The following is a 25,527-nucleotide window of genomic DNA, read 5'->3' as shown; positions in this document are numbered from 1 at the left end:
GGGAAGGCCGGGCCCGGCGGCGCATAGGCTTGGCGGTGATGAGACGCAAGACGCCGAAGCCACCCGCCCCGCTGCCGCAGCGCCACGGCGTCGACCCCGTGCACCTGCGGCTGCCCGCCGAGGGGCCGTGGCCCACCGTCCGCGCCTACCTGCTGCACCGGCTGCCCACCGTGGACCCGGCCAGGATCGACGCGATGCTGCACGGGCAGGAGATCGTCGGCGCCGGTGGCCCGCTGCACCCGGACGCGCCCTACGCACCCGCCGCCCACCTCTGGTTCTACCGCGACCTGCCGGCGGAGGTGCCCGTCCCGTTCACGATCGGCATCGTCCACCACGACGAGCACCTGGTCGTCGCCGACAAGCCGCACTTCCTGGCCACCACACCCCGCGGCCGGCACGTCACCCAGACCGCCCTCTCCCGGCTCCGCCACGACCTCGGCCTGCCCGCCCTCAGCCCGGCCCACCGGCTCGACCGCCTCACCGCCGGCCTCGCCATGTTCGTCGTCCGGCCGGACGAGCGGGCCGCCTACCAGAACCTCTTCCGCGACCGCCTGGTCCGCAAGGAGTACCGCGCCGTCGCCCCGTACGACCCGGCGCTGGACCTGCCGCGCACGGTGCGCAGCCGGATCCTCAAGGAGCGCGGCGTCATCGCCGCCCAGCAGGTCGAGGGCCCGCCCAACAGCGAGAGCCACATCGAGCTGCTCGGCCACCACGACGGCCTCGGCCACTACCGCCTCAGCCCCGCCACCGGCCGCACGCACCAGCTGCGCCTGCACATGAGCACCCTCGGGATCCCGATCCTCGGCGACCCGGTCTACCCCGTCCTGCTCCCCGACCCGGCCCCGGACGACTTCAGCCGCCCCCTGCAACTGCTCTCCGCCGTACTGGAGTTCACCGACCCGGTGACCGGGGCGCCGCGCCGCTTCGAGAGCAGCCGCACACTGTCGGCGCTGCCGCGCGCGTCCGGGAGCACCCCCCGGGGCGGCCGGCCCGGTGAGTAGGCCGCTCGGCCGAACCGGCTACTCCTGGGGTGTCCGGCGGCCGTGCTCCCTGACCGACTTCTCGATCGTGTGGGCCGAGGCGGTGAACGCCTCGATCTGCTCAGGGGTCAGGTCGCGGACGGAGACCTGCTCCAGGGCGCGCCACATGTCGGCGATGGGCTTCCGCAGCGCGCGGCCGGCGTCGGTGAGGTGGACCACCATGACGCGGCGATCGTGCGGGGCGGGTTCCCGGGTGAGCAGTCCGGCCTCCTGCATGCGGCGCAGTGACTTGGAGACGGTGGAGTGGTCGAGGCCGGCCTGCTCCAGCAGTTCGGCCTGGGTCCGGCCGTCGTGGTCGAAGAGCTGCATGAGCAGCAGTTCCTGCCCCGGGTGCAGGTTCATGGCGCGCAGCATCGCGGCGGCGTGGCCGCGGTGCACGCGGGCGAGCTGGAAGACGGCGTAGCTCAGACGCCCCTCGCTCGCGGTGCTCGGCGGCTCGGGCGGAGTCTCGGACAATGCTGTTCCCTCGGTGGTGTCGGCAGGGTGCTGTCGGCCGGATGGTGCGGTCGGGGCGGTGTGCTCGGGCGCACCGGCTAGCCGACGGTGAGGACGATCTTCCCTCGGTTGTGGCCGCGGTCGCTGGCCCGCTGGGCCTCGGCCGCTTCGGCGAGCGGGTAGGTGGCCCCGACCGTGGTCACCAGCGTGCCGTCGGCGGCCTGCCGGGCCAGTTCGGCCAGCCGGGTCGCGGAGCGGCGCTGCGGGCCCTCGGCGAAGACTACGCCGAGTTCGCCGGCGCGGAAGTCGGCGGTGGTGACGATCCGGTCGGTGCCGCCGCGCAAGGTGATGGAGTCCTCCAGCGCGCCCTTGCCCGCCGCGTCGAAGACCGCGTCCACCCCTTCGGGGGCGAGCGCGCGGACCCGCTCGACCAGGTCCTCCCCGTAGACCAGCGCGGTGCCGCCGAGCGAGGTGACGTACTCCTGGTTGGCCGGGCCGGCGGTGCCGAGGACGCGGGCGCCGCGGGCGACGGCGAGCTGGACGGCGACGGTGCCGAGCGCGCCGGACGCGCCGTGGATCAGCAGCGTCTCACCGGCCGTGACGTGCAGCAGGTCCAGCACCCGTTCGGCGCCGTCGCCGGCCACGGGCAGCGCGGCAGCGTGCGCCCAGTCCAGCCCGGCCGGCTTCGGGGCGAGGACGGCCGCGGAGGCCAGGGCGTACTGCGCGTAGGAACCGGTGTCGGACCATCCCAGGACCTCGTCGCCCTCCTTCAGACCGTCGACCCCCTCGCCGACGGCGTCGACCACGCCGGCGATCTCTCCGCCGGGCACGGCGGGCAGCGTGGTCGGGAAGACGGCCTCCATGACCCCGGACCGGATCTTGCCGTCCACCGGATTGACGCCGACGGCCTGGACGCGCACGCGGACCTGGCCGGGGCCGGGCCGGGGGATCGCGAGCTCCGCCTCGTGCAGGACCTCGGCGCCGCCGAACGTGTCGAAAACGATGGCCTTCATGACTGTCTCCTCAAGGGGGATGCCTGGCCGGCCATCTTTATGTGGCCAGCCACATAAAAGTAGCACCATTTATGTGGCTGGCCAAGTAATCGTCCGACGGCGACACCGGGCGCTCCCCGCTTGAGCCGGCCCGCTGGGCCCCCGGTCTCGGCAGCCCCGGTCGTCGAGGGTGTGACGGTCTCGTGGCACTCCCCCGGGTGAGTGGGGAGCGGCTTCGTTCGAACAGCTGGTGCGCCGCCTTGCGACCCGCCTGCCGCCGTGGTGGGCTGTTGATCCTTTCCGGGGTGATCCCTCCGGTTCGCCGCGCCGCCCAGGTGGTGAGGTGCTGCGCGGGGTAGTGAGGAGTGCCGATCGTGCGATTCGGGTGGACGCTGCACGGCGACGGCCGGAACCCGGCTCCCGGGCAGGTGGTCAGGCCGGGCGAACGGCTCACCTGGGGCCGGACGGTGGGGCTGGGTGCGCAGCACGTGGTGGCGATGTTCGGGGCCACCTTCGTCGCCCCCGTCCTGATGGGGCTCGACCCGAACCTCGCGGTGATGGTCTCCGGCGTGGCCACGGTGTTCTTCCTGCTGGCGACCGGCGGGCGGATCCCGTCCTACCTGGGCAGCAGCCTCTCGTTCGTCGGGGTGGCCGCGGTGATCCGCGCCCAGGGCGGCGACTCCGCCACGCTGACCGGTGCACTGCTGGTGGTCGGCGCTGTGCTGGCGGCCTGCGGCGCGGTGGTGCACACGCTGGGCGCCCGGGTGATCCACGCGGTGCTGCCGCCGGTGGTGACGGGTGCGGTGGTGATGCTGATCGGGTTCAACCTGGCGCCGGTGGCCGCGGGCACGTACTGGCCGCAGGACCAGTGGACGGCGCTGCTGACGATGAGTTTCACCGCGCTCGCGCTGGTCGTCCTGCGGGGTTTCTGGTCCCGGATCGCGATCTTCCTGGGGCTGCTCTTCGGCTACGCGGTGTCCTGGCTGTTCGACCGGATCTTCGGCCGGATCCACTCCGCGAACGGCGCCGGCGAGGTCACCGACCACTGGCGCCTCGACCTCTCGGGCGTCGGCCAGGCGGACTGGATCGGGCTGCCCACCCTGCACGGGCCGAGCTTCTCCGCCTCGGCGATCCTGGTCGCGCTGCCGGTGGTGGTGGCGCTGATCGCCGAGAACGCCGGGCACGTCAAGGCCGTGGGCGAGATGACGGGTGATCCGCTCGACGACCGGCTCGGCGTGGCGATCATGGCGGACGGCGCGGCCACCGTGATGTCCACGGCGGTCGGCGGCCCGGCCACCACCACGTACGCGGAGAACATCGGGGTGATGGCCGCGACCCGGGTCTACTCGACGGCCGCGTACTGGTGCGCCGCGGGCTTCGCGATCCTCTTCGGCCTCTGCCCGAAGTTCGGCGCCGTCGTGGCGGCCATCCCGGGCGGCGTGCTCGGCGGGATCACCGTCGTCCTGTACGGCATGATCGGCCTGCTCGGCGCGCAGATCTGGATCCACAACCGGGTCGACCTGACCAACCCGCTGCACCTCGTCCCGGTCGCCGCCGGTGTGATCATCGGGATCGGCGGGGTCAGTCTCACCTTCACCGACACCTTCGAGCTCAGCGGCATCGCCCTCGGCACGCTCATCGTGGTGATCGGGTACCACGCGCTGCGGCTGATGGCCCCGCCCCACCTGAAGGCGAGCACCTCGACCACGCCGGAGTGAGGACGTACTGCGGGTGGCGGAGGCCTGCACAGGTGGGGCTGTCCGATCCGCTTCCGGGACCGGGAGGCAGACGTACGGACCCCGGCCGCCGGAACGCACGGGGTGCGGAACCGCGGCTCCGGCGGTTCCGCACCCCGTGCCTCCGGCCGATGACCACGCGGCCGGTACTGCCGGTACTCCCGGTGCCTACGAACGGGTGGCCGGCGCCGCCGTCACAGGTCGACCGTGACGTCGTACGCGGAGAGCCAGGTGTTGAGCCACAGCGGGGTCTCCAGGTCGATCCGGGTGATCTGGGTGCTGTTCTCGGCGACCGGCCGCTCCACCCGCTGCCGTACGCGGTCCAGGTCGAGCAGCGGCAGGGCCGGGGAGCTGCCGTCGGCCAGGATGCCGGAGAGCTCCTCGCGCAGCGTCTTCTCGTAGCCGGAGTCCTGCGTGCTGGGGTACGGGCTCTTCACGCGCTGGAGGATGGACGTCGGCAGCAGGTCCCGGGAGGCGGCCCGGAGCAGGCTCTTCTCCCGGCCGTCGAAGGTCTTCATCGCCCACGGCACGTTGAACACGTACTCGACCAGCCGGTGGTCGCAGAACGGCACCCGCACCTCCAGGCCGGTGGCCATGCTCATCCGGTCCTTGCGGTCGAGCAGGGTCTGCAGGAACCGGGTGATGTTGAGGTAGCTGACCTCCCGCATCCGCTTCTCCAGTCCGCTCTCGCCGGGCAGCACCGGCACCTCGGCCAGCGCCTCGTCGTAGCGCCGGGCGCGGTGGCCCATCGGGTCGAGCCGGTCGATCAGGCCGCGGTCGAACAGCGGGCGTCCGTCGTAGAAGGCGCCCGGCGTGGCGCTGAGCCACGGGAAGGTGCCGCCGTTGACGGACTCCGGGTCGTGGAACCAGCTGTAGCCGCCGAACACCTCGTCGGCGGACTCGCCGGAGAGCGCCACGGTGGAGTGCTGCCGGATCGCCCGGAACAGCTGGTACAGCGACGGCCACAGGTCGCCGAAGTGACCGGGCGGCAGGTCGGTGGCGCCGAGGACGGCGGCGCGCACCTTCGGGTCGCTCAGTTCGTCGCTGTCGAGGATGACCTCGGTGTGGTCGGCGGAAACGTGCGCGGCGAGGTCCCGCACGTACGGGGCGTCGGGGGTGGAGCGCAGCGGGTCGGGCAGGAAGTTCTCGGCCGCACCCGCGAAGTCGACGGAGAACGAGCGGACGGGGCCGGCGCCGTCCGCGACCAGCGCCTTCTGGGCGATCGCGGTGACCACCGAGGAGTCCAGGCCGCCGGACAGCAGGGTGCACAGCGGGACGTCCGAGATGAGCTGGCGCTTGACCGTGTCGTCGAGCAGCTCCCGGACGGTGGCGATGGTCGTGTCCAGGCTGTCGGTGTGCTCGCGGGCCTCCAGCGCCCAGTAGCGGTGCTTGGTCAGCCCCTGGCGGCGTACCCGGACCAGGTAGCCGGGCCGCACCTCGTACATGCCGGTGAAGACGGCGTGCTCGGGGGTCTTCACCATGTCCAGCAGCTCGCGCAGGCCGTCGGCGTTCACCCGGCGGCGGGCCTGCGGGTTGGCGAGGATCGCCTTGGGCTCGGAGCCGAACAGGACGCCGTCCGGCGTGGGGTAGTAGTAGAGCGGCTTGACGCCGAGGCGGTCGCGGACCAGCAGGAGCTCCTCGGTGCGGGCGTCCCAGATGGCGAACGCGAACATGCCGTTGAGCTTGTCGACCAGGCCGGGGCCCCACTGCAGGTAGGCGCGCAGGACGACCTCGGTGTCACTCTCGGTCCGGAACCGGTGGCCGCGCGAGACGAGTTCGCTGCGCAGCTCCCGGTAGTTGTAGATCTCGCCGCTGAAGGTCAGCACGGCCGGCTCGCGGCCGTCCCCGTCGGCGACCATCGGCTGGCGGCCGCCCTCCAGGTCGATGATCGACAGGCGTCGGTGGCCGATCGCGGCGTGGCGGTCGAGCCACACCCCCTCGCCGTCCGGTCCGCGCAGGGCCATGGTGTCGGTCATCGCCTGGATGACGGCCCGTTCCTGGGTGAGGTCGCGCTCGAAGTCCACCCAGCCGGTGATACCGCACATGACAGCCTCTTTCGTTAGACGGGAACGCGAACGCGGGTGGAGAGGGAACACCTCGACCTCTGCCACGTCGAAGGCAGGCACTGCCGTTCGTTCGCTCTTCAGATCATTGCCGTGGGCGGTGGTGCTGGCGAGCGGCTGAAATGCCATCATGCGAACGGTTTCGGACAGCAGAGAGGGGCGCGCTGCGCGCCGCTCACGCCCCTCGGCCTGCGGGCGGACGCCGGTGCGAACGGCTGCGGCCGGGCGGGCGCGGCGAGTGGCCGCGCGCCGTCCGGCCGCAGGGGTCGTCAGGTTCGCCGGGCGTCGGGGGCGGGTCGGATGCCGCGCGCCGGCCGGCCGGGGTCAGGCAGGTTGACCCCGTCGGGCCGCCCCCAACAGGGTCAGGGCCATCAGGACGGCGACCGCACCGCCGAGCACCATCACGGTCGAGGTGGAGGAGTGGTCCACGACGACGCCGCCGAGCAGCGCACCGGTGGACAGGGTCGCCTGGAAGGAGGCGGTGAACATGATGTTGGCCGCCTCGGGCGAGTCCGGCGCGGAGCGGGCGAACCAGGTGCTCGAACAGATCGGGACGGCTCCGTAGGCGAGCCCCCAGACGACGAGCAGGCCGATCGCCGCGAGCTGCCGGTCGCCGACCACGGGCAGCAGCAGGGTCGCCGTGGCGATCAGGGCGGCGCAGGTGATCCAGGTGCCCCGCAGGCCGCGCGTGATCATCGAGCCGGCCACGAAGTTGCCCAGCAGCCCGGCCACGCCGTAGACCAGCAGGAAGGTGCTGATCCGGCCGGTGCCCACCAGGGTGACCTCCTCGAGGAACGGCTCCACGTAGGTGTACGTGCTGAAGTGCGCGATCACGACCAGGAAGGTCGCGGCCAGCCCGATCCGGACGTTGCGGTTGCGGAACATCCCGCGCAGCGCGTCCAGCCGGGTCGCCTCGTGGACGGGCAGCGGCGGCAGCAGGAGCAGCAGCGCGATCAGCACGGCGACGCTGAAGACGCCCATCACCACGAAGGACGCCCGCCAGCCCGCCAGATGGCCGATCAGAGTGCCGACGGGGACGCCGAATACGGAGCCCAGGGGTACGGCGGAGAAGATCACCGCGGTCGCCCGGGGCACCGACTTCTCCGGGACGAGGCGCGGTGCGAGCCCGGCGCCGATCGACCAGAAGCCGCCGATGGTGACGCCGACCAGCACCCGGGACACCAGCATCACCCAGTAGGCGGGTGCCGCCGCGGCGAGGAAGTCGGCGAACGCCAGCAGCCCGATCAGGACGCACAGCATCAGGCGCCGGTCGAGCCGCCCGGCCGCCACCGTGACCGCCGGGGCGGCGATCGCGGCGACGATGCCCGGCATCGTCATCATCAGGCCGGCCTGGCCGTCGGAGATGTGGAAGCCGGCCCCGATCGGCGTCAGCAGCCCGATCGGCAGGATCTCGGTGGTGACGATCGAGAAGATCCCCATCATCACCGAGGTGGCGGCGAGCCAGCCCACCAATGGTGAACGCACCGGGGGAGAGGTGCTTTCCAGGGTGGTTGTCGCGGTGGGCATGATGCCCCTTTCCGGAATTGTCGTCCTCGGGCCCAAATGTCCCGGGATACCTCCGGATCAGTACAACAGCCGCCCCCGGCCGTGGTCTGGCGAGTTTTCGACCTCATCCTCGGGACGTGCCCGCCGGATGCCCGTGCCCAGGTCGGAGCGGCCTGCCGCACGCACGGAATGACGGTGCGGCGGCGCCGGTACGGAATTCAGACAATGCGACAGAAAGGCTCGGTGCCCCGTTCCGTCCACGAAGGGAGGGCGGAACGGGGCACCGTCGGCGGCTCAGAAGACCAGCGCCTGCTGGCCCCCCGAGTCGGCCGGCAGGGCGTGCTCGTGCACCAGCAGTGCCAGCTTGCGCTCCAGGCCGCCGCCGTAGCCGGTCAGACTGCCGTCCGAGCCGACCACCCGGTGGCAGGGCACGATCACGCCGATCGGGTTCTTCCCGTTGGCGAGCCCCACCGCGCGCGAGGCGGTCGGCTGCCCGATGTGCTGCGCCAGCTCCCCGTACGTCCAGGTCTCGCCGATCGGGATCTCGCGCAGGGCGGCCCAGACCCGCTGCTGGAAGACGGTGCCGTGCAGCTCCAGCGGGAGGTCGAAGGTGTCGCGCCGGCCGTCGAAGTACTCCGCCAGCTGCCGCGCCGTCTCGACGAACGGAGCCTCGGTCGGCCCCGGCAGCCGCTCGCCGAAACTGGACTGCTCGGGCCGGTGGCGCTGCGCCTCCATGTAGAGGCCGACGAGCCGGTCGCCCTCGGCGACCAGGGTGAGCGGGCCGTACGGGCTGTCGATCACGGTGTGGGTGCGCCCCGTGGGTGCGGTGGACGTGCTCATCTGCTGGTTCTGCTTCCTCTCGTCAACCGACTCTACTGACGGCGGTGGTGAACGGCGCGGGCGCGGGGCCGGCACCGGCGGGCGGCCCGTCGAGCGGGTGGTCGCCGGCGGCCCAGAGGTGCTGCACGGCGTAGGCGCGCCACGGCCGCCAGGCCGCCGAGCGGTGGCTCAGGGCGGTCGGGGTGGACGGCAGGCCGAGGCCGGCGGCCGCGAGGGCGACGCCCGGGTCGCCCGCGGTGAACGCGTCGGGGTCGCCGAGCGCGCGCATCGCGATCGTCTCCACCGTCCCCGGCTCGACGCCGGGGAGGGCGGACAACTGCGCGCGGGCCTGCTGCCAGTCGCTGCCGGCGCCCAGGTCGACCGAGTCGGCGGCCAGTGCCGCGATCAGCGCGGTGATCGCGTCCCGGCGCCGGCGCGGGAGGACGACCGTGGCCGGGTCGAGGCCGGTCAGCTCCGCCGGTGCCGGGAAGAGGTGGGTGAGGCCGCCGCCCGGGTCCGCGACGGGCGTGCCGTGGGCGGCCACCAGCCGGGCCGCGCGGGTGCGGGCGGCGGCGACGGACACCGGCCCCCAGCCCTCGCCGGCCAGCAGCGCGCGGATCGCGAACTCGGCGCCGTCCACGGTGTGCGGGACCCGGCGGCCCGGGTTCTTGCGGACCAGGGGCGCCAGCACCGGGTCGGCGGCGAGCAGTTCGTCGATCGCGGTGGGGTCGGCGTCCAGGTCGAGCAGCCGTCGGCAGCGGTTGATCGCGGTGGTCAGGTCCCGCAGGTCGGAGAGGATCAGTCGGCAGTCGATGAACGAGGCCCCCGTGGGCCGCAGTTCGGCGACCCCGTGGCCGTGCGGCAGCCGCAGCGTGCGGCGGTAGGTGTCCGAGCGCCACTCCTCGACGCCGGGCACCGCGGTGGCCGCCAGGTGCCCGAACAGGTTGTCCGGGCAGAGCGGTGCGCGGAACGGCAGCCGCAGCGACAGCGCGCCGGCGGCGGCGCCGGGCCGCCCGCGCCCGCGCAGTTCGGTCGGGGAGAGCGCGAACACCTCGCGCACCGTGTCGTTGAAGGTGCGGATGGAGGAGAAGCCGGCCGCGAACGCCACCTCGGCCATCGGCAGCGTGCTCGTCTCGATCAGTATCCGGGCGGTCTGCGCCCGTTGGGCCCGGGCCAGCGCGAGCGGTCCGGCGCCGACCTCGGCCTGGAGCTGCCGCTCCACCTGGCGGGTGCTGTAGCCGAGCCGGGCGGCGAGCCCCGGGACGCCGTGCCGGTCGACCACGCCGTCCTTGATCAGCCGCATGGCGCGCGCGACCAGGTCGGCCCGCTCGTTCCAGGCCGGTGATCCCGGGGTGGCGTCCGGGCGGCAGCGCTTGCAGGCCCGGAAGCCCGCGTGCTGGGCGGCCGCCGCGCTCGGGTAGAAGCTCATGTTCTTGGGTTTCGGCGGTACCACCGGGCAGCTCGGCCGGCAGTAGATCCGGGTGGTCAGCACCGCGGTGAAGAACCAGCCGTCGAAACGGGAGTCCTTGGACTGCACGGCCCGGACACACCGCTCCGCGTCTTCATGCATGGCCCCAGCATGACCCGTCGGCGGGGGCCCCGGCTGGCAGTTTTGCGACATCACCCTCGACGGTGGCGGCCGGCCCGGGCCGGTGGCGCCGGGCGGGCTCAGCCGAGCCTCGGGTAGTGGGCCACGGCGGCGTGGCAGAAGGCGGCGAACGCGGCGGCCCGGCGGGTGGGCTGGGCACCGGCCGGGCGGGCCAGCACGACGGTCAGCGGGACGACCTCGTCGTGGATGCGGCGGACCTCCAGGCGGCGGCCCTCGTAGCTGACGTCGTGGGCGGGCTGCTGGATCAGCAGGGAGTAGCCGACGCCCCGGGCGACCAGGCTGCGGACCATCTCGAAGCTCTCGGTACGGTGGCGGATCGTCGGCACGACCCCGGCGGTGGCGAGCACGGTGCTGAAGTAGTGCAGGCTGGGCGGCACGTCGAGCATGATCATGTCGTGGCCGACCAGGTCCGCCAGCCGGACGGCCTCGGCGTCCGCCAGCGGGTGCCCGGGCGGGAGCAGCACGTGCGGCCTGGTGGCGTACAGCACGGCGTGCTCGATGCCCGGCCGGATGTCGACCCCGTAGAGCACCGCCAGCTCGCACCGGCCCTCCAGCAGCAGGTCCTGAAGCTCGGTCAGGGAGCCCTCCACGAAGTCCAGGACGACCTCCGGGTAGGCGGCCCGGAACTCCTCCAGCAGCCGGGGCAGCAGGAACGGCCCGATGGTGGTGAAGCAGCCGACCACCAGCCGGCCGGCCGGGGTCTGCCCGATCTCGCGCATGCCGGCCTGGAGCTCCTCGGTACGGGCCAGCAGGGCGCGGGCCTCGGGGAGCAGCAGCCGGCCGGCCTCGGTGAGGGTGAGCCCCTTCGCCTTGTAGCGGAGCAGGAGCTGCACGCCGAGCTGGCGTTCCAGCTCGGCGATGCCGAGGGAGACCGCGGACTGCGAGACGTGCAGTCGCTGCGCGGCGCCGGTCATCGTGCCGATCTCGGCGGCGATCACGAAGTAGTCAAGCTGGCGCAGGCTGATCCGCTCGGTCATGAGAATTTACTATAACCATGTCCATGATTATGTCGTTTTCAGGACGGTCGGATTAAAGAAGACTGAGGGCATCCAGCCAAGGAGGTTGCGTCATGGCGACACCCGCTACGGCATCGTGCCCGGTCCACCAGAATTTCGATCCGCTGGCCGAATCTTTTCTGGCCGACCCGTATCCGACCCTCTCGGCCGTCCGCGAGGAGGTGCCGGCCTTTTACGCCTCGTCGATCGACATGTGGGTGGTGACCCGCTACGACGACATCGAGGCCGTCCTGAAGGATCCGGGGACGTTCTCCGCGGCCGTCGGCCAGCGCCCGGTCTTCCCGCTGTCGGACGAGGCCCGGAGCATCGTCAAGGAGGGGTTTCACGCCAGCCCGGTGATGTCGGACTGCGACCCGCCCAAGCACACCCGGATCCGCCGGCACAACCTGAAGGGCTTCTCGGCCCGCCGGGTGTCCGTGCTGGAGCCCAAGGTGTGGGCGAAGGCGACCGAGCTGGTCGACGCGATCGAGCCCGGCCAGGTCGACCTGGTGCAGGCGCTGACCTACCCGCTGCCTGCTTACATGATCTTCACCTTCATCGGATTTCCCGATGAGGACATGGACATGCTCAAGAGCTGGTGCGGCAACCGGATCGCCTTCAGCTGGGGCCGGCCCAGCGTCGACGAGCAGCGCGACATCGCCACCAACATGGTGCACTACTGGCGCTACTGCGAGGAGTTCGTCGCCAAGCGGGCGGCCGACCCGGTCGACGACTTCACCAGCGACCTGATCCGGATCCACCGGGCCGACCCGGAGTCGCTGTCCCTGGAGGAGATCACCAACGTCGCGTACGGCCTGAGCTTCGCCGGGCACGAGACCACCACCAGCTTCACCGGCAACGCGATCCGGCGGCTGCTCACCCACCGCGACCAGTGGGACGCCATCTGCGCCGACCGCTCGCTCATCGACGAGGCGGTCGAGGAGGTGCTGCGCTACGACAGCAGCATCATCGCCTGGCGCCGGATCACCACCCGGGCGGTACAGGTGGACGGCGTCGAGATCCCGGCCGACGCCAAGGTGCTGCTGCTGCTCGGTGCGGCGAACCGGGACCCGAAGTACTTCGACGCACCGGAGACCTTCGACATCCGCCGCGACGACGTCCGTGCCCACCTCGCCTTCGGCAAGGGCATCCACTACTGCATCGGTGCCGCGCTGGCCCGGATGGAGGCGCGGATCGCGCTCGACCTGCTGGCCCAGCGGGCGCCGGGGATGCGGATGGTCGAAGGCCAGGAGTTCAGCTTCCCGGTCAACATCTCCTTCCGCGGGCCCAAGCGCCTGCTGGTCGACTGGCCGGGCTAGCCGCTGCGGCACCCCGCCTCCTGTCCGGCCGGCCCCGGGTCGGCCAGGAGGGGGCCCGGCTCAGCGGTCGGCGACCAGCAGCGTCTGCAGGATCCGGCCGCAGTCGCCGTCCAGGTCGTCGAGCCGGCCCACCGCGAGCCCCGAGCCGTCCGGGCCGGCGACGGTCGCCGCGCTCATGCAGAACCAGTCGCCGACCGGCTCGCGGTGCAGGGCGAGCGTGACGTCGGTGTTGATGACCAGCTGCCGGTGGTGGTCCAGCTCGAAGGCCACCGCCCAGTTGCTGTCGGCCACGGTGAGCGCCCGGGTCAGCGGGGTGTCCGGCTCTCCGGCCACCAGCGGGATGCGCTGGCGGGCCCAGGCCGCGCCGGGGCCGGCCGTGTCGAACCCCCTGCCCGGTTCGAACCGCCACTCCATCGCCGCGATGTAGCCGTCCAGGTGGGCGCCCGCCATCACCTGCGGGGGCTGCGGCCCGGGCAGCGGCGGCGGGCCCGGTTCCGGGCGCAGGCGCGGGGTGTCGGCGGGGCTGGCGACCACCCGCCAGGCGCGGGCCAGCAGGACGGGCCGTCCGTCGGCGGTGATCCGGCCTTCGAGGAGTTCGGTCCGGCCCCCGGAGTGCAGCGTCCGCACCTCGACCCGGAGGTCGGCGACCGGGACGGGGCGCGGCAGTTCGAGGGTGATGCGCGCGATCCGCAGCCCGGGCCGGGGCGCGTGCTGCTGCAGGGCCCGGCCCAGCAGCGCCGAGGGCGGGCCGCCGTGCTGGGTCTTCGGGCTCCACGGGCCGGCCGTGGCGTGGCTGCTCTCGAAGCGGCCGCCGCCCAGGTCGCGGTAGAAGGCGTCGGGCAGCGGCGGCGGGCCGGTGGTCGAATCGGTGGTCATACGTGAATCCTTTACCTCAGACGCCATGTGCTGGCAATAGGAAAACCGGACACGAGGAGAGTGCCGGGAATCATCGGAGAAAATGTTCCCGACAGTATATAAACCGTCCGTGATAGGTGAACCTTTTACCTCACCCGGGCCGTTCCGGCAATGGACGCGAACGCGCCGAATGGACATCCGGGCAAAGGGCGGTTGACCGCAGACGATCTGAGGGAGACGATGTGCATATGCCTATTAGTGTCGCTCTGGCGGTCACCGGCGAAATCCCGATCTTAGAAGTGGCGGCGCCGTGTGAGATCTTCGGCGTGAATCGGACCGACCTCGCCGATCCCTGGTACGACTTCACGGTCTGCGGGTCCGACAGCGCGCATATCGGTGGCTGGTTCCGCCCCGAAGGGTCCCGCAGCCTGGACGGGCTGGTCCGGGCCCACACCGTCGTCGTGCCCGCGTACCGTGACGTGACGCGGAAGCCGCCCGCCGACCTGGTCGACGCGGTACGGGCGGCGCACGAGGCCGGCGCGCGGGTCGTGTCCATCTGCACCGGGGCGTTCGTGCTCGCGGCGGCCGGCCTGCTGGACGGCCGGCGGGCCACCACCCACTGGCTGCACACCGACCTGCTGGCCGCCCGCTACCCGGAGGTGAAGGTCGACCCGAGCGTCCTCTACATCGACGAGGGGAGCGTCCTCACCTCCGCCGGCAAGGCGGCCGGCATCGACCTGTGCCTGCACCTGGTCCGCCTCGACCACGGCGCCGCCGTCGCGAACGCACTCGCCCGACGGCTCGTCATGCCGCCCTACCGGGACGGCGGCCAGGCACAGTTCATCACCCCGCCGGTCTCCAGCGGGCGCGACCACGCGCTCGCCGAGCTGCTGCCGTGGGTGACCGCCCGGCTCGACAAGCCGCTCACCGTCGTGGACCTGGCCCGCCGCGCCCGGATGAGCACCCGCAACCTCACCCGGCACTTCAACGCGGTCACCGGGACGACACCGCTGCAGTGGCTGCTGACCCAGCGGATCTACAAGGCGCAGGTACTGCTGGAGACCAGCGACTGCAGTATCGAGCAGATCGCCGCGCAGACCGGCATGGGCACGGCGGCCACGCTGCGCCGCCACTTCAACCGGGCGGTGGGGGTGCCGCCGGACACCTACCGGCGGACGTTCCACGCCGAGCCGCGGGCCGCCGACCCGGTGGTGCCGTCGCGCTGGCTGCCGGTGCGGTTCGACACCTACCCGCGGACGGCCCGCCCGGCGGCGCTGATCCACCCCTGACCGGGCGGGCCGGAACCTCACGCCCGGCCGGCCGGCGCGGTCCAGACCTCGGCCGGTACGCCGCCGGGCAGCGTCACCGTCCACGGGCCGCTGCCGGCGCCGGCCCGCGCCGATCCGGCCCGGGCGGGGCCCGCGCCCAGCCGGGCGAGCCTTGCATCGAGCCCGGCCGCCGAGGGGGCGAGCAGGGCGTAGGCCGGCTGCGTGGGGGCGCCGGCCTGCCCGTCGTCGACGGCGACCAGCAGCAGGTTCCCGACGATCGCCCGCGCGGTGGCTGCCTGTCCCGCGTCTGCCTGGCCCACGTCTGCCTGGCCCACGTCTGCCTGTCCCAGGTCTGCCTGGCCCACGTCCGCCTGTCCCACATCCGCCGTTCCGGCGGTGCGGGGTGAGCCCGGTCCGGGGCCGGCCTTCGCCTCCAGGACGGATTCGTACAGCGCGACCGCCTCGGCGAAGCCGGCGCGCGGCACCGCCCGCCGGGCCAGCAGCCGCACCCCGCCACCGGCCCGGCCGTCGGTGAACGCGGCGGGCGGGCAGGGCAGTTCGCCGGGCTGCGGCCGGTGCTCGACCAGCTCGGCGACCGACCCGTCGGGGTGCCGGACCCGGGCCCGGGAGCCGGGCACGATCACCTCGGGCGGCTCCAGGACGACGGTGCCGGTGGCGCGCAGCCGCTCCAGCCGGCCGGTCAGCGACGGCACGATCAGCGAGTACGCCGTCCGCCGCTGGATCGGGGTGAACGGACGGGCACTCGCGATCAGCAGCAGGTTCCCGACGGCGGCCAGTTCGAGGCCGCCGAAGTCGGGGATCGGCATCCGCAGGTCGGCCGGTACGCCGAGCAGGTGCTCGAAGAAGGCGATCCGGCGGTCGAGATCGTCGAGGTCGACCAGCAGCCGGGCGAGCAGCCGGGGCCGGGGCAGGACGGAGGAGTCGGGGCTCGTCCGGAACCAGCGTTCGGACAGAGCGGCCGGGGGGCGTGGCGCGGGCATCGGTCAGCCTTCCTTCAGGTCGGTCCCCGGGGCGCCGCACCACTGGTGCGCGGTCAGCCCCCAGGCGGCGAACTCCTCGGCGACCAGCCGGTGCAGGGACGGGCCGTCGCCGAAGTGGTCGGGGATCCCGGTGGCGGTCACGGTCATCCGCCCGCCCGTGCGCAGCAGGCAGAGCGAGGCCCGCAGCCGGGCCCGCTCGGGGACGAGCCCCGGGACGTTCATGGTGCGCAGGGCGACGCTGTCGGCCGTGCGCCCGGCGAACCGTGCGACCGCGTCCGGCACCTGTCCGAAGTTGGAGGCCACCACGTCGGTCTGCTGCGCGCCGGGAGCTTTCAGCCGGTCCGCGTAGCGGGCGGGGAGCAGGTGCCACAGCGGTTCGGGGACGAGGGTCGAGCTGTGCGCGCCGGACTGCCGGAGCAGGTCCTTCGTCGCCCGCCTCGTGCCGTGCAGGCCGCCGTCCCGGCGGGCTCCGCCGGGCAGCGTCAGCGGGACGACGACCAGGGCGTTGGCCCGCCCGTCGGCAGCGCCCCGGCGCAGGCTCATCGGGACGCCGACGTCGACGGCGGCCGTCCGCTCGCGCGGCACGGCGGTCCGGACGAGGTTGGCGGCGATCTCCACGAACAGGCTGTTGACCGTACCGCCGTGGGCCCGGGCCCGCTCCTCCCACAGTGCGGCGTCGACGTCGAAGATCGCCGAGCTGAAGAACCGGGGCGCCGATCCGGCCGGGGCGGGGGCCCGGCCGCCGCGCAGTGCGGCGGCCAGCCGGGCCCGCTCCGGCGGACGGACCAGCAGCCGGGCGGCCCAGCGTGCCGACCCGGTGACCGCGCGGGCCGCCTGGCCGAGTGCGTCGGCGAGGTCGCCGCCGAGGTCGCCCCCGGCGCTGCGCCGGCCGATCCCGGACACGGAACTGCGGGAGGCGATCGCCTCGAAGGCGCCGAGCCCGTCGCAGCGGAAGTGCGGCACCGTCAGGGACAGCAGGCTGCCGCCCTGGTAGGGGGCGGCGGCGAGGCGCCACAGCGCGTCCGAGCCGGCCGGCAGCGGTACCCGCACCTGGGCGTCGATCCACGCCATCGCGCCCTGCCCGGTCAGCGGCCGGCGGTCGGCGAACAGCGGCTCCTCGTTGTTGGCGGGGACCCACCGGCGGCGCGCCCCGGGAACGGCGGGGCCGTCCGCCCGGCGGCTCAGCCGGCTCCGGTCCAGCCGGTGCCACTCGGCCTCCAGCGCGGCGGTGGACACCGGTTCGGGGAACCGCCACAGCACCTGGATGACCCTGGAGGAGCCCAGGGCGCCGGCCGCCGCGTAGAGCATCTCGTCGGTGGGGTTCAGGCGCCACGTCCTCGTGTCGCGCATCAGGCGAGCACCTCCTGTATCCGGGCGGCCGCGCGGGCGCCGACCGCGGGGGCGAGTTTGAAGCCGCCGCCGTTCCAGCCGGTGGCGGTCACCAGGCCGCGGGGAGCGGGCCAGGCGGTCACCGATCCGGCGCCGCCGACGGTCATCGCGTCGTACGCGCTGACGCCGCCGACCAGGCTCGCGTGGGCCAGCCGCGGGTACCGGTGGCGGACCACCTCGCGGACGCGGTGCTCCTCGGTGGCGGCGACCCGGGCCCGGACGGTCGCGGGGATGCCGGTCGCCGGTGAGACGACCCCGGCGAGCACGGTCGCGCCGGGGCCCCAGCGGCGCAGCCAGGCACCGGTGGTGGAGTCGATGACGGTCGGGAGTCCGGCCGGCCCCCGGGGCCCGGCCGGCCCGGCCGGGCCCGACACACCGTCCGGCTCGGCGAGTTCGAACAGACAGTAGCCCACTGCCCGTGTGATCAGCGGCAGTTGTACGCCCACCGAGCCGGCCAGGGCGGTGCTGCCGACACCGGCGGCGAGCAGGACGGCCCTGGCCGGCACCGGCCCGGAGGTGGTGGCGATCCCGGCGACCCGCGAACCCGAGGTGAGTACGCCGGTGGCCCGGGCCGTCAGCAGCCGCAGGCCCGGGCCGGCGTCGCGGCGCATCGCCGTCGCGACCTCCCGGGCGGGCAGCCAGCCGGCCCGTGCCTCGTACACCCCGGCGAAGCCCTCCGGCAGGCTGAGGCCGGGGAACCTGGCGCCGATCTCCTCGGCGGTGAGGACGTCGGCGCTCTGGCCGCCGGCCCGGACGGCTGCCGCCGCGGCGGTGGCGCCGGGCAGGCCGGCCGCGTCGACGAGGGTCAGCGAACCGTGTTCGCGGACGGCCGGCCAACTGCCCCGCCGGCCCCGGCGCAGGTACAGGTCGAGGCTCTCGGCGGCCCAGCCGCCGAGCCGGCCGGACAGGTCCAGGGCCCGGACGAGCCCGCCGGAGGCGCCGGTGGCGCCGCCGGCGATGCCCGCGCCGTCCACCGCGACCACGGACAGGCCGTGCGCGGTGAGCCGTTCGGCGGCGGCCAGGCCGACGATCCCGCAGCCGACGATGGCGACGTCGGCTGCGGGGAGGGCGGGTGTCACCGGAAGGCCCCCACGGTCAGCGGCTGTTCCCGGGCCGCCGGCCGCTCCCGGCCGGTGCTGTCCGGCTGCCCCATGATCGACGCGGCGATGTCGGTGGCCCGGGCGGAGAGCACCGCCAGCGCCCCCGCGTCGCCCATGCCGTGGCTGGCCTCGCAGAGGCCGTTCAGGTAGAGCCGCAGCGGGTTGCGGCGGCCCTTCACCTGGATCGAGTAGTCCCGGGCGACCACCGGCACGCCCTCGTCGTCGAGGGTGAGCCGGTCCGCCACTCCCTCCAGCAGGGGGTGGTAGTGCTCGTCGCCGGGCCCGGTGCCGAAGTCCCGGAAGCCGGTGGCGAGGACGACGACGTCGGCGTCCAGCTGCTGCCCCGTCCGGTGGTTGACGTCCCGGACGGTCAGCCGGTGTGCGCCGCCCGGCCCGGCCGGCCCGGCCTCCGACACCTCGGAGAACGGCATCAGCCGCAGCCGGTCCGACCCGGTCAGCTCGTACTCGTGCTGCAGCCCGGAGAGGCGGTCGATCACGTCCTGGTCGCAGGCCGCGTAGTTGACGGATCGCAGCTCCGCGCGAAGGCGGCGCCGGGTCTCGCTCGGGAGCGGGTGGAAGTAGTCGACGAACTCCGGCAGGAAGACCTGCCGGCTGTACGGGCTGGTGTCCTTGAGCCGGAACCCGATGCCCCGGTGGACGGAGGTGACCTGCGCGACCTCCGGCCGTCCGAGCAGGTCGAGCACGATCTCGATCGCGCTCTGGCTGGCGCCCACCACCACGACCCGCAGGCCGCCGCGGTTCAGCCGCCCGAGCGAACTCAGGTAGGAGGTCGAGTGGAACACCGTCGGTCCGAGCCGCTGGGCGAACTCCGGCGGTACCCGCGGGGAGCGGCCGGTACCCACCACGAGGTGCTCGCCGAGGTAGGAGCGGCCGTCCGCGGTCTCCACCCGGAAGACGTCCGCGTCGCCCTGCTCGGCCACCGACACCCGGGCGGCGGACTGCCCGTAGTCGACGCCGGCGCCGAACGCCTCGGCGACCCAGCCGAGGTAGCCCGCGTAGTCCCGCCGCAGGGGGAACTTGGCATTGAGATGCAGGTAGCTGGTCAGCCGGCCACGGCTGGCGAGGTACTTCACAAAGGTGTGCCTGCTGTTCGGGTTCGCCGGCATGACGAGGTCCCGGAACGGGTTGTTCTGGATGTCGGCACCGGGCAGCAGCTGCTCCTCCTGCCACTGGAACCGGTCCGCCCGCTCGATGAACTGGGACCGCCCGGCGAAGTCGTACTCGTCGAGAGCCACCGCGAGCGAGAGGTTCGCCGGGCCGAAGCCCACGCCCAGTACTGAGTAGACCTGTTGGTTCATCACGTACCTTCGGCTTGTCGTGCTGGCAGGGACCGGAAATGGGGCCGTCCTCGACCGGACGGGCTAGTGTTCCTGGTCCGCCTCGACCGGCTCGTTGTTCTCGTCCACGAAGACGACCTGCGGCTGGTGGTCGGCGAGTTCGGTCTCGGTGAGCTGGGTGTAGCTGATGATGATGACCTTGTCGCCGCGCTGCACGAGGCGGGCGGCGGCGCCGTTGACGACGACCTGGTTGGCCCCGGACTCGCCGAGGATCGTGTAGGTCTCGAACCGGGCGCCGTTGTTGACGTTGACGACGTGCACCAGCTCGTGGACGCCGATGCCGGCGGCCTTGAGCAGCTCCGGCGAGAGCGTGATCGACCCGACGTAGCTCAGGTTGCTGTCGGTGACGGTGGCACGGTGGATCTTCGAGTTCATGAACGTGCGCAGCATGACGGCTCCTTGGTGGTTCGGAAGGGGTGGGGTCGGGCGGGGCGGGGCGGATCAGGGGAACAGCGCGAGCCCGCGGAACGGCCCGCGGGGCGGTGCGGCGACGTCCGCCAGCTGCGGCGGCCGTCCGACCGTGGACTCGGCGCCGAAGGCCAGCGACACCTGCTCGGCCAGGTCGGGGGTGACCGGCCAGGCGAGCGTGCGCAGGGTCCAGAGGAACTGCAGGGCGCCGGCCGCCTCGGCGTCGTCGCCCGGGCGCAGCTGCCCGGCGCGCAGGGCCAGCACCTCCAGGTGCAGCGCGAGCGCCTCGGCGGCCCTGCGGATGGAGAAGCTCTCCAGCCGGTACGCCTGCGCGAAGCGCCGCCGGGACGCCTCCAGAGCGGTGGCCCACCAGGCGGAGGGCGCCGCGTCGACCGCCCGGCCGGCCAGCCGGGCGTTCAACTCCCGCGCGATGGTGGCGATCGGGGCGTCGAACCGGGCCGCCAGGGTGGCTTCGGCGATCGGCTCGCTGAACTCCGACTGCTGGAGTTCGGGGCTGGTCAGGGCGAGCACGAAGCGCGCGCGGTCGCGGCCGGCGCTCTCCAGGTAGTCGCGCGCCCACCGCACGTCGCCCTTGCTGGTGGAGAACTTGCGGCCCTCCAGCAGGAAGTACTGGTTGGTCAGGGTGCGGGTCCTCGGCAGCTCGACCGGCAGGCCGTGCCGGTCGGCCAGCAGGGCCAGCGTCACGTAGACGAAGGCGTTGTAGAAGCCGTTGTCGATACCGATGAACTGGACCAGCTCGTCGCAGCCGGCCACGCCCCGCTCGCGTGCCCTGCGCAGCCAGTACAGGTGCCCGACGTAGATCTCGGGCCAGGCGTTGACGGCCTGCGGGCGGCTGTCCGGACCGTCCCACTCGACCGCGATGCCCCAACTGCTCGGGTAGGTGACCGGGATGCGGGGGAGCGGCCCGGCGAGGGTGTCGGCGACGACCCGGGCGAGGTCCGGGCGCAGCGTCACCTCGGACGCCCGGTACCAGTCGGTGATCAGGTCCCGGTAGCGCTCCAGGTCCAGCACCCAGACCGGGACCGGCCGGTTCGGCAGCGTCGGGCCGCCGTCGGCCACCGGCAGCAGCGCGCCGGGCAGGTTGTAGAGCCCGCAGGCCTCGCAGACTCCCGCCCGGGCGTGCGCCAGGCAGACCGGGCAGCGGCCGGTGACGAACGCCTCGGCCTTGTACTCGTCCGTCGCGGCGTCGTACGGCAGCTCGATCTCGCGCCGGTCGAACGCGCCGCTGCGCCACAGGTGGGTGAAGAACTCCCGGACGTACTCGGTGTATTCGGCGTCCGGCCGCTCGAAGAGGTCGACCTCGACGCCGGCCAGGTCGAGGGACTTGGTGACGCTGTCCAGCGCGTGCCGGATCAGGGCCTCGGGGCTGGTGCCGAGCTTCTCGGCGGTCGTGACGACGTAGGTCTGGTTGTCGTCGGTGCTCGTCCCGAACGCCACGTCGTGGCCGAGGATCTTCTGGGAGCGGGCGCAGACGTCGGCGGCGAGCACCGGGCCGGACAGGTGGCCGAGATGCAGGTCGCCGTTGGGGGTGGGCGGGGAGAACGTCACGTTGATCCGGCGCGGGCCGCGGGCGGTGGTGCCTCGGGGGTCGGTCATCGCAGGTCCCTTCCCTACCAGGCGCTCTGGAGCCAGTAGATGCTGACGAAGGTCAGCGGTTCGGTGGCGCTGGTGTTGGTGACGACGTGGTCGGTGCCGTGCGGGATGTAGATGACGTCGCCGGTGACCACGGTGCGCTGCTCCGAGCCGACCCGCACGTGCCCGTCGCCCGCGGTGAAGATGAAGGTCTCGTCGGTGTCGTGGCTGTGCGCGGTGCTGGACTCGGTGGGCCGGATCGAGCACAGGGTGCTGTTCCACGGCGGTACGACGACGCCGGCCCACGGGTAGAGCTGGCGGATGTCGCACCCGTTCTTGCGGATCTGTTCGTCGCCGGTCGCGGTCTTCACGTGCATGGGTCTCGTTCCTTCCGTCGGACGTCCTGGTCCTGGGCGGTGGTCCTGGGCGGTGGTCCTGGATGGTGCGGTCTCGCGCCGTCGCTCTCAGCCGAGGGCGAAGATGCGCCGGATGACCTCGGGGTCGAACGACTCGGGGGCCACGCCGAAGGCGCCCTTGAAGGTGGCGAGCCGGGAGCCGGCCACGATCGGGTCGGTCGGCCAGAGCTTGGCGTAGGCCCTGCGGCGGGCGCGGCCCTCGGGGGTGAAGGTCATGTTGACGGTGGTCCGCACGGAGCCGGAGATCCGCAGCCGGCTCATCCGCAGGGCGCGTTCCTCCGCGTACGGTCCGAAGATCCCGGGGGACCACTGCGGGGCGGAGCGCAGGGCGTCGCGCACCATCCGGGCGTCCTTCAGGGCGATCGACAGGCCCTGGCCGATGACGGGGTCGCTCCAGCCGGCCGCGTCGCCGACCAGCACCGCGCCGGGCACGTACGGCGAGTCGGTCCACGAGTCGTTCATCGGGTAGAAGGCGCAGGACGCGGACGGCGTGGCGGCGGCGAACATCTCACTGCCGGGGATGCAGCGGAGCCGGAACGCCCGCAGGAACTCGGCGTGCCGGTCGGGGCCGGAGAAGCGGCCCTTCTGCGCGACGTCGTGCAGCAGGTAGAGGCGGGCCCTGGCACCGGCCCGGGGGTAGACGAAGTACAGCACGTCGCCCTCGGTGCCGACCGAGGTGACGTCGGCCGGCCAGTCGTGCAGGTCCTCCACCAGCAGCCCGCCGCCGAGCGAGTTCGGCGGGGTCTGGGTGAGCGTCATGCCGAGCTGGCGGCGGACGGTCGACATCCGCCCGTCGGCGCCGACCACCAGCCGGCAGGGCACCTCGTACTCGGTGTCGTCGTGTTCGTAGCGCACGACGGGGGCGGCTCCGGCCGTCACGGTCACGTCGCCGATGCCGCGCACGACCCGCGCGCCGGCCTCCTCGGCCGCGGTGGCCAGCGCCTCGCAGGCCTCCGGGTGCCCGATGTCGAGGATGCCGGGGACGCCCGGCACCATCTCGTCCAGCCGCAGGGCGTTGGCCCGGGCGGTGTCCGGGTCCACCGTCTCGTCGAATCCGACGAACCGGTTGACGTACGTCCCGCCGGCGGCCAGGAGGTGCTTCTCGAAGCCGAGTTGGAGGAGTTCGGCGACGCCCCAGCAGTTGATGACCTCACCGCGGACCTTGTCCCGGTAGACGGTCTGCCGCTCCAGGAGCAGGACGTCCAGTCCGTCCCCGGCCAGCGCCGCGGCCAGAGCCGATCCGGCGATCCCGCCGCCGACCACCACCACATCGATGCGCTCAGGTATCGCCATGGAATCCTCCAGGGAGCCTTTGGGCAGGGCGCAGCGGAGCCCGCCGGCCAGCGGGGCCGGTCACGGCATCTGCGCCGGAAGCACTTGAAGTCTTTGTCACGGGGGAGGGGTCGGACGAGGCGCGTAAGCGACACCTTGCGCCCACTTTCGGTCAGGTGACCGGTCCGCGAGCCTGCCGCCGGAAGCGGACAGCAGACCGCGTTGCTCCGCGGCAACAACCGGACGGCGACGGGGGCCGGCGGGCCGACGGCTCAGCGGCCCGGTACTTCGGCGAGCTCGACGCCGGCCCCGGTCCGCGTGCGGAGCGGCCGCTGAGCAGGACTCACCCGTTCGGTTTCCCCGGTCGGCGACCTCCCGGGCGGCGGGTGACGGTGGCAGCACGACCGCCGTTCACCGCCACCCACCCCGGGAGCTGCCCATGGACCCGCACGCACTGCAGACGGCCGCCGACCCGGCGACCCTGGCCGGATACCTCGCCGGACTGCCCAGACCCCCGCACGTCCACGGAGGCCCGGCCCGCAGCGTCCGGGAGGACGAGTACGAGGGCCACCGGATCGTCATCACCACCACGTACGAGATCACCGTGGACGGCCGCCCGCTGGCGGCCCACCTCGGGGTGTCGAACGACGGGGAGGTGCACTGCCACGCCCTGCCCGCCTACCAGTTCCTGTCGGCCGTCGACACCGTCCGGGCGCTGATCGACAACTACCCCGACGACTTCCCGCCGCCCGGCGGAGGAGGGCACCCGGCGGAGCCGGCCGGCGACCATCCGGGCCACGGCGACCATCCGGGCCACGAGGACCACCCGGGCCACGGCGATCACCCGGGCCACGGCGGGCACCCGGGCCACGGCGGGCACCACCCCGGAGGTGGCTGAGATGGCGGTCGTCCGCAGGAACATCGTCACCGACACCACCGCCCGCGACGACTACGTCCGCGGGATCACCCTCCTCAAGCAGGAGGCCACCACGGTGACGACCGGCGCGTTCGGCATCCCCGGGCCGTCCGTCGCCGTCCACACCTACGACCTGTTCGTGATCTGGCACCACCTGGCCATGACCACCCCCGTGCCGCCGGGCGGCGACTTCATGGTCCGCAACAGTGCCCACCGGGGGCCGGTGTTCCTGCCCTGGCACCGGGTGATGCTGGGATTCCTGGAGACGAACCTCCAGCGCGTCCTGGCCCGGCCGGGCTTCGGCCTGCCGTACTGGGACTGGTCGGCGGACGGCTCGCTGTCCTCCCCGCAGAGCGCCCCGATCTGGAAGCCGGCCTGGATGGGCGGGCAGGGCAAGCCGGTCACGGACGGCCCGTTCGCCTTCCGCGCGGGTGACCCGGCCGGCTTCCGGGTGCGCGTGGAGACCGGCCCCGACCTGGCGCTGCGCCAGGTGGACCGGGGGCTGCGCCGTGAGTTCGCCAGGCCGCCGGCCGGCTCGGCGACCCTGCCGAACGGCGGCGACGTCACCCTCGCCTACGACACCCGGGCGCCGCGGGCGGACCTCGCGACCTACGACTTCGACCCGTGGAACGGCGCCTCGAAGGGCTTCCGCAACTGGCTGGAGGGCTTCCGGGGCACCGGGCTGCACAACCAGGTGCACCGCTGGATCGGCGGCGACATGGCCCCGGCCTCGTCCCCGAACGACCCGGTGTTCTTCCTGCACCACTGCAACGTGGACCGGCTCTGGGAGGGCTGGATGCGGCGCCACGGCCGGGTCTACCTCCCCGGTGCGCAGGCCCCGGCCGAGCTGCTCGGGCACCGGATCGGCGACCCCATCGTGTCCCCGCTCGGTGCGGCCGCGACCCCGGGCAGCGTGCTGGACCCGGCCGGCCTGTTCTCCTACGACGTGCTGCCCTGAACCGGCTGCCGGGCCCTGGCGGGGCCGCCGTCCGGGATACCCTGCGGGGTACCATGGGGGCGAGAATCCCGCCAGGAGGAGCAGCCCGTGATCGTCGACGAGGAATCCACCGGAGCCGTCCTGAACCGGCTGCGCCGCGCACAGGGCCAACTGGCCGGTGTGATCGCCATGATCGAGGCCGGCCGCGAGTGCAGGGACGTGGTCACCCAGCTCGCCGCCGTCTCCCGGGCGCTGGACCGGGCCGGCTTCAAGATCGTCGCCAGCGGGATGCGGCAGTGCCTGGCCACCGCCGACGGAGACACCCCGCCGATGACCGAGGCCGAGCTGGAGAAGCTCTTCCTCACCCTCGCCTGAGCCCGGACCCTCGCCTGAGCCCGGACCCTCGCCTGAGCCCGGACCCTCGCCTGAGCCGGACCCTCACCCTCGCCTGAGCCCGGCCCGGCTCGCACCGGAGGCCGGTGGGCACGATCGCGTGATCG

At 73.3% G+C, this 25,527-nt stretch carries 23 protein-coding genes; 7 read left to right on the top strand and 16 right to left on the bottom strand.

What is annotated here, in order from left to right:
- The first annotated feature begins 38 nt into the window (after window positions 1-38).
- Complete coding sequence (locus ACFUK0_RS32520; protein WP_380256192.1) at window positions 39-1,001, top strand: pseudouridine synthase; 963 nt, start codon at window positions 39-41, stop codon at window positions 999-1,001.
- Window positions 1,002-1,019: 18 nt separating this feature from the next.
- On the opposite strand, the gene ACFUK0_RS32515 is transcribed toward ACFUK0_RS32520, so the two are convergent.
- Both ACFUK0_RS32515 and ACFUK0_RS32510 read right to left on the bottom strand, forming a co-directional pair.
- Complete coding sequence (locus ACFUK0_RS32515; protein ID WP_380256190.1) at window positions 1,020-1,496, bottom strand: MarR family winged helix-turn-helix transcriptional regulator; 477 nt, start codon at window positions 1,494-1,496, stop codon at window positions 1,020-1,022.
- Between the two features lie 77 nt (window positions 1,497-1,573).
- Window positions 1,574-2,488 carry an NADP-dependent oxidoreductase gene (locus ACFUK0_RS32510; RefSeq protein ID WP_380256188.1) on the bottom strand — a complete coding sequence of 305 codons (915 nt, stop codon included), beginning with the start codon at window positions 2,486-2,488 and terminating at the stop codon, window positions 1,574-1,576.
- A gap of 350 nt (window positions 2,489-2,838) precedes the next feature.
- Here ACFUK0_RS32510 and ACFUK0_RS32505 point away from each other — a divergent pair, with 350 nt between their 5' ends.
- Window positions 2,839-4,185 (top strand): uracil-xanthine permease family protein, encoded by a 1,347-nt coding sequence (locus ACFUK0_RS32505; protein ID WP_380256196.1) that lies wholly within the window; start codon window positions 2,839-2,841, stop codon window positions 4,183-4,185.
- 212 nt (window positions 4,186-4,397) lie between these two features.
- Here ACFUK0_RS32505 and asnB read toward each other — a convergent pair whose 3' ends face one another.
- From asnB to ACFUK0_RS32480, 5 genes are all read right to left on the bottom strand, one after another.
- Entirely contained in the window at window positions 4,398-6,248 is a 1,851-nt protein-coding gene (gene asnB, locus ACFUK0_RS32500) for an asparagine synthase (glutamine-hydrolyzing) (protein WP_380256186.1), read from the bottom strand.
- Window positions 6,249-6,590: 342 nt separating this feature from the next.
- Complete coding sequence (locus ACFUK0_RS32495) at window positions 6,591-7,793, bottom strand: MFS transporter (protein ID WP_380256183.1); 1,203 nt, start codon at window positions 7,791-7,793, stop codon at window positions 6,591-6,593.
- A gap of 273 nt (window positions 7,794-8,066) precedes the next feature.
- On the bottom strand, window positions 8,067-8,612 hold the full coding sequence (locus tag ACFUK0_RS32490) for a methylated-DNA--[protein]-cysteine S-methyltransferase (RefSeq protein WP_380256181.1): 546 nt from the start codon (window positions 8,610-8,612) through the stop codon (window positions 8,067-8,069).
- A 22-nt stretch (window positions 8,613-8,634) separates the two neighbouring features.
- Window positions 8,635-10,161 (bottom strand): DNA-3-methyladenine glycosylase 2 family protein, encoded by a 1,527-nt coding sequence (locus tag ACFUK0_RS32485; protein WP_380256179.1) that lies wholly within the window; start codon window positions 10,159-10,161, stop codon window positions 8,635-8,637.
- 98 nt (window positions 10,162-10,259) lie between these two features.
- Window positions 10,260-11,177 carry a LysR substrate-binding domain-containing protein gene (locus ACFUK0_RS32480; RefSeq protein WP_380256177.1) on the bottom strand — a complete coding sequence of 306 codons (918 nt, stop codon included), beginning with the start codon at window positions 11,175-11,177 and terminating at the stop codon, window positions 10,260-10,262.
- A 92-nt stretch (window positions 11,178-11,269) separates the two neighbouring features.
- Between ACFUK0_RS32480 and ACFUK0_RS32475 the strand changes: the two genes are divergently transcribed.
- The gene (locus tag ACFUK0_RS32475; RefSeq protein ID WP_380256175.1) at window positions 11,270-12,514 is read left to right on the top strand and encodes a cytochrome P450; all 1,245 of its coding nucleotides are present in this window, start codon (window positions 11,270-11,272) and stop codon (window positions 12,512-12,514) included.
- Between the two features lie 60 nt (window positions 12,515-12,574).
- Here the strand turns inward: ACFUK0_RS32475 and ACFUK0_RS32470 are convergent, their stop codons facing one another.
- Window positions 12,575-13,390 (bottom strand): thioesterase family protein, encoded by an 816-nt coding sequence (locus ACFUK0_RS32470; RefSeq protein ID WP_380256173.1) that lies wholly within the window; start codon window positions 13,388-13,390, stop codon window positions 12,575-12,577.
- Window positions 13,391-13,617: 227 nt separating this feature from the next.
- On the opposite strand from ACFUK0_RS32470, the gene ACFUK0_RS32465 reads away from it, so the two are divergent.
- Complete coding sequence (locus tag ACFUK0_RS32465; protein WP_380256171.1) at window positions 13,618-14,658, top strand: helix-turn-helix domain-containing protein; 1,041 nt, start codon at window positions 13,618-13,620, stop codon at window positions 14,656-14,658.
- A 17-nt stretch (window positions 14,659-14,675) separates the two neighbouring features.
- On the opposite strand, the gene ACFUK0_RS32460 is transcribed toward ACFUK0_RS32465, so the two are convergent.
- From ACFUK0_RS32460 to ACFUK0_RS32425, 8 genes are all read right to left on the bottom strand, one after another.
- On the bottom strand, window positions 14,676-15,638 hold the full coding sequence (locus ACFUK0_RS32460) for a VOC family protein (RefSeq protein ID WP_380256169.1): 963 nt from the start codon (window positions 15,636-15,638) through the stop codon (window positions 14,676-14,678).
- A gap of 3 nt (window positions 15,639-15,641) precedes the next feature.
- On the bottom strand, window positions 15,642-16,988 hold the full coding sequence (locus tag ACFUK0_RS32455) for a hypothetical protein (protein WP_380256168.1): 1,347 nt from the start codon (window positions 16,986-16,988) through the stop codon (window positions 15,642-15,644).
- Window positions 16,988-18,106, bottom strand: a complete 1,119-nt coding sequence (locus ACFUK0_RS32450) for an NAD(P)/FAD-dependent oxidoreductase (protein ID WP_380256166.1) — start codon at window positions 18,104-18,106, stop codon at window positions 16,988-16,990. Before ACFUK0_RS32450 ends, ACFUK0_RS32455 begins: the two co-directional genes overlap by 1 nt.
- Window positions 18,103-19,446: a SidA/IucD/PvdA family monooxygenase gene (locus ACFUK0_RS32445; RefSeq protein ID WP_380256164.1), complete on the bottom strand. Its 1,344-nt coding sequence runs from the start codon at window positions 19,444-19,446 to the stop codon at window positions 18,103-18,105. Before ACFUK0_RS32445 ends, ACFUK0_RS32450 begins: the two co-directional genes overlap by 4 nt.
- Before the next feature lie 63 nt (window positions 19,447-19,509).
- On the bottom strand, window positions 19,510-19,875 hold the full coding sequence (gene panD / locus ACFUK0_RS32440) for an aspartate 1-decarboxylase (protein ID WP_380256162.1): 366 nt from the start codon (window positions 19,873-19,875) through the stop codon (window positions 19,510-19,512).
- A gap of 51 nt (window positions 19,876-19,926) precedes the next feature.
- Window positions 19,927-21,510 (bottom strand): class I tRNA ligase family protein, encoded by a 1,584-nt coding sequence (locus tag ACFUK0_RS32435; protein WP_380256160.1) that lies wholly within the window; start codon window positions 21,508-21,510, stop codon window positions 19,927-19,929.
- 14 nt (window positions 21,511-21,524) lie between these two features.
- Complete coding sequence (locus tag ACFUK0_RS32430) at window positions 21,525-21,863, bottom strand: cupin domain-containing protein (protein WP_380256158.1); 339 nt, start codon at window positions 21,861-21,863, stop codon at window positions 21,525-21,527.
- A gap of 87 nt (window positions 21,864-21,950) precedes the next feature.
- Complete coding sequence (locus tag ACFUK0_RS32425) at window positions 21,951-23,195, bottom strand: FAD-dependent oxidoreductase (RefSeq protein WP_380256156.1); 1,245 nt, start codon at window positions 23,193-23,195, stop codon at window positions 21,951-21,953.
- A 418-nt stretch (window positions 23,196-23,613) separates the two neighbouring features.
- Here ACFUK0_RS32425 and ACFUK0_RS32420 point away from each other — a divergent pair, with 418 nt between their 5' ends.
- From ACFUK0_RS32420 to ACFUK0_RS32410, 3 genes are all read left to right on the top strand, one after another.
- Complete coding sequence (locus tag ACFUK0_RS32420) at window positions 23,614-24,072, top strand: hypothetical protein (protein ID WP_380256154.1); 459 nt, start codon at window positions 23,614-23,616, stop codon at window positions 24,070-24,072.
- A gap of 1 nt (window position 24,073) precedes the next feature.
- The gene (locus tag ACFUK0_RS32415; protein ID WP_380256194.1) at window positions 24,074-25,048 is read left to right on the top strand and encodes a tyrosinase family protein; all 975 of its coding nucleotides are present in this window, start codon (window positions 24,074-24,076) and stop codon (window positions 25,046-25,048) included.
- Window positions 25,049-25,135: 87 nt separating this feature from the next.
- On the top strand, window positions 25,136-25,402 hold the full coding sequence (locus ACFUK0_RS32410) for a metal-sensitive transcriptional regulator (protein WP_380256152.1): 267 nt from the start codon (window positions 25,136-25,138) through the stop codon (window positions 25,400-25,402).
- Window positions 25,403-25,527: the final 125 nt, after the last annotated feature.

This window comes from Kitasatospora sp. NPDC057223 (genome assembly GCF_042669755.1).
Lineage (GTDB): Bacteria > Actinomycetota > Actinomycetes > Streptomycetales > Streptomycetaceae > Kitasatospora.
This window is presented reverse-complemented; position numbering and strand designations above follow the sequence as displayed.

Coding starts and splice junctions, on each gene's coding strand:
- ACFUK0_RS32420 (WP_380256154.1), top strand. CDS start 23,614: ATGGACCCGCACGCACTGCAGACGGCCGCCGACCCGGCGACCCTGGCC.
- ACFUK0_RS32520 (WP_380256192.1), top strand. CDS start 39: ATGAGACGCAAGACGCCGAAGCCACCCGCCCCGCTGCCGCAGCGCCAC.
- ACFUK0_RS32430 (WP_380256158.1), bottom strand. CDS start 21,863: ATGCACGTGAAGACCGCGACCGGCGACGAACAGATCCGCAAGAACGGG.
- ACFUK0_RS32490 (WP_380256181.1), bottom strand. CDS start 8,612: ATGAGCACGTCCACCGCACCCACGGGGCGCACCCACACCGTGATCGAC.
- ACFUK0_RS32475 (WP_380256175.1), top strand. CDS start 11,270: ATGGCGACACCCGCTACGGCATCGTGCCCGGTCCACCAGAATTTCGAT.
- ACFUK0_RS32465 (WP_380256171.1), top strand. CDS start 13,618: ATGCCTATTAGTGTCGCTCTGGCGGTCACCGGCGAAATCCCGATCTTA.
- ACFUK0_RS32480 (WP_380256177.1), bottom strand. CDS start 11,177: ATGACCGAGCGGATCAGCCTGCGCCAGCTTGACTACTTCGTGATCGCC.
- ACFUK0_RS32485 (WP_380256179.1), bottom strand. CDS start 10,161: ATGCATGAAGACGCGGAGCGGTGTGTCCGGGCCGTGCAGTCCAAGGAC.
- panD (WP_380256162.1), bottom strand. CDS start 19,875: ATGCTGCGCACGTTCATGAACTCGAAGATCCACCGTGCCACCGTCACC.
- ACFUK0_RS32455 (WP_380256168.1), bottom strand. CDS start 16,988: ATGCGCGACACGAGGACGTGGCGCCTGAACCCCACCGACGAGATGCTC.
- ACFUK0_RS32470 (WP_380256173.1), bottom strand. CDS start 13,390: ATGACCACCGATTCGACCACCGGCCCGCCGCCGCTGCCCGACGCCTTC.
- ACFUK0_RS32445 (WP_380256164.1), bottom strand. CDS start 19,446: ATGAACCAACAGGTCTACTCAGTACTGGGCGTGGGCTTCGGCCCGGCG.
- ACFUK0_RS32510 (WP_380256188.1), bottom strand. CDS start 2,488: ATGAAGGCCATCGTTTTCGACACGTTCGGCGGCGCCGAGGTCCTGCAC.
- ACFUK0_RS32435 (WP_380256160.1), bottom strand. CDS start 21,510: ATGACCGACCCCCGAGGCACCACCGCCCGCGGCCCGCGCCGGATCAAC.
- ACFUK0_RS32495 (WP_380256183.1), bottom strand. CDS start 7,793: ATGCCCACCGCGACAACCACCCTGGAAAGCACCTCTCCCCCGGTGCGT.
- asnB (WP_380256186.1), bottom strand. CDS start 6,248: ATGTGCGGTATCACCGGCTGGGTGGACTTCGAGCGCGACCTCACCCAG.
- ACFUK0_RS32425 (WP_380256156.1), bottom strand. CDS start 23,195: ATGGCGATACCTGAGCGCATCGATGTGGTGGTGGTCGGCGGCGGGATC.
- ACFUK0_RS32460 (WP_380256169.1), bottom strand. CDS start 15,638: ATGCCCGCGCCACGCCCCCCGGCCGCTCTGTCCGAACGCTGGTTCCGG.
- ACFUK0_RS32415 (WP_380256194.1), top strand. CDS start 24,074: ATGGCGGTCGTCCGCAGGAACATCGTCACCGACACCACCGCCCGCGAC.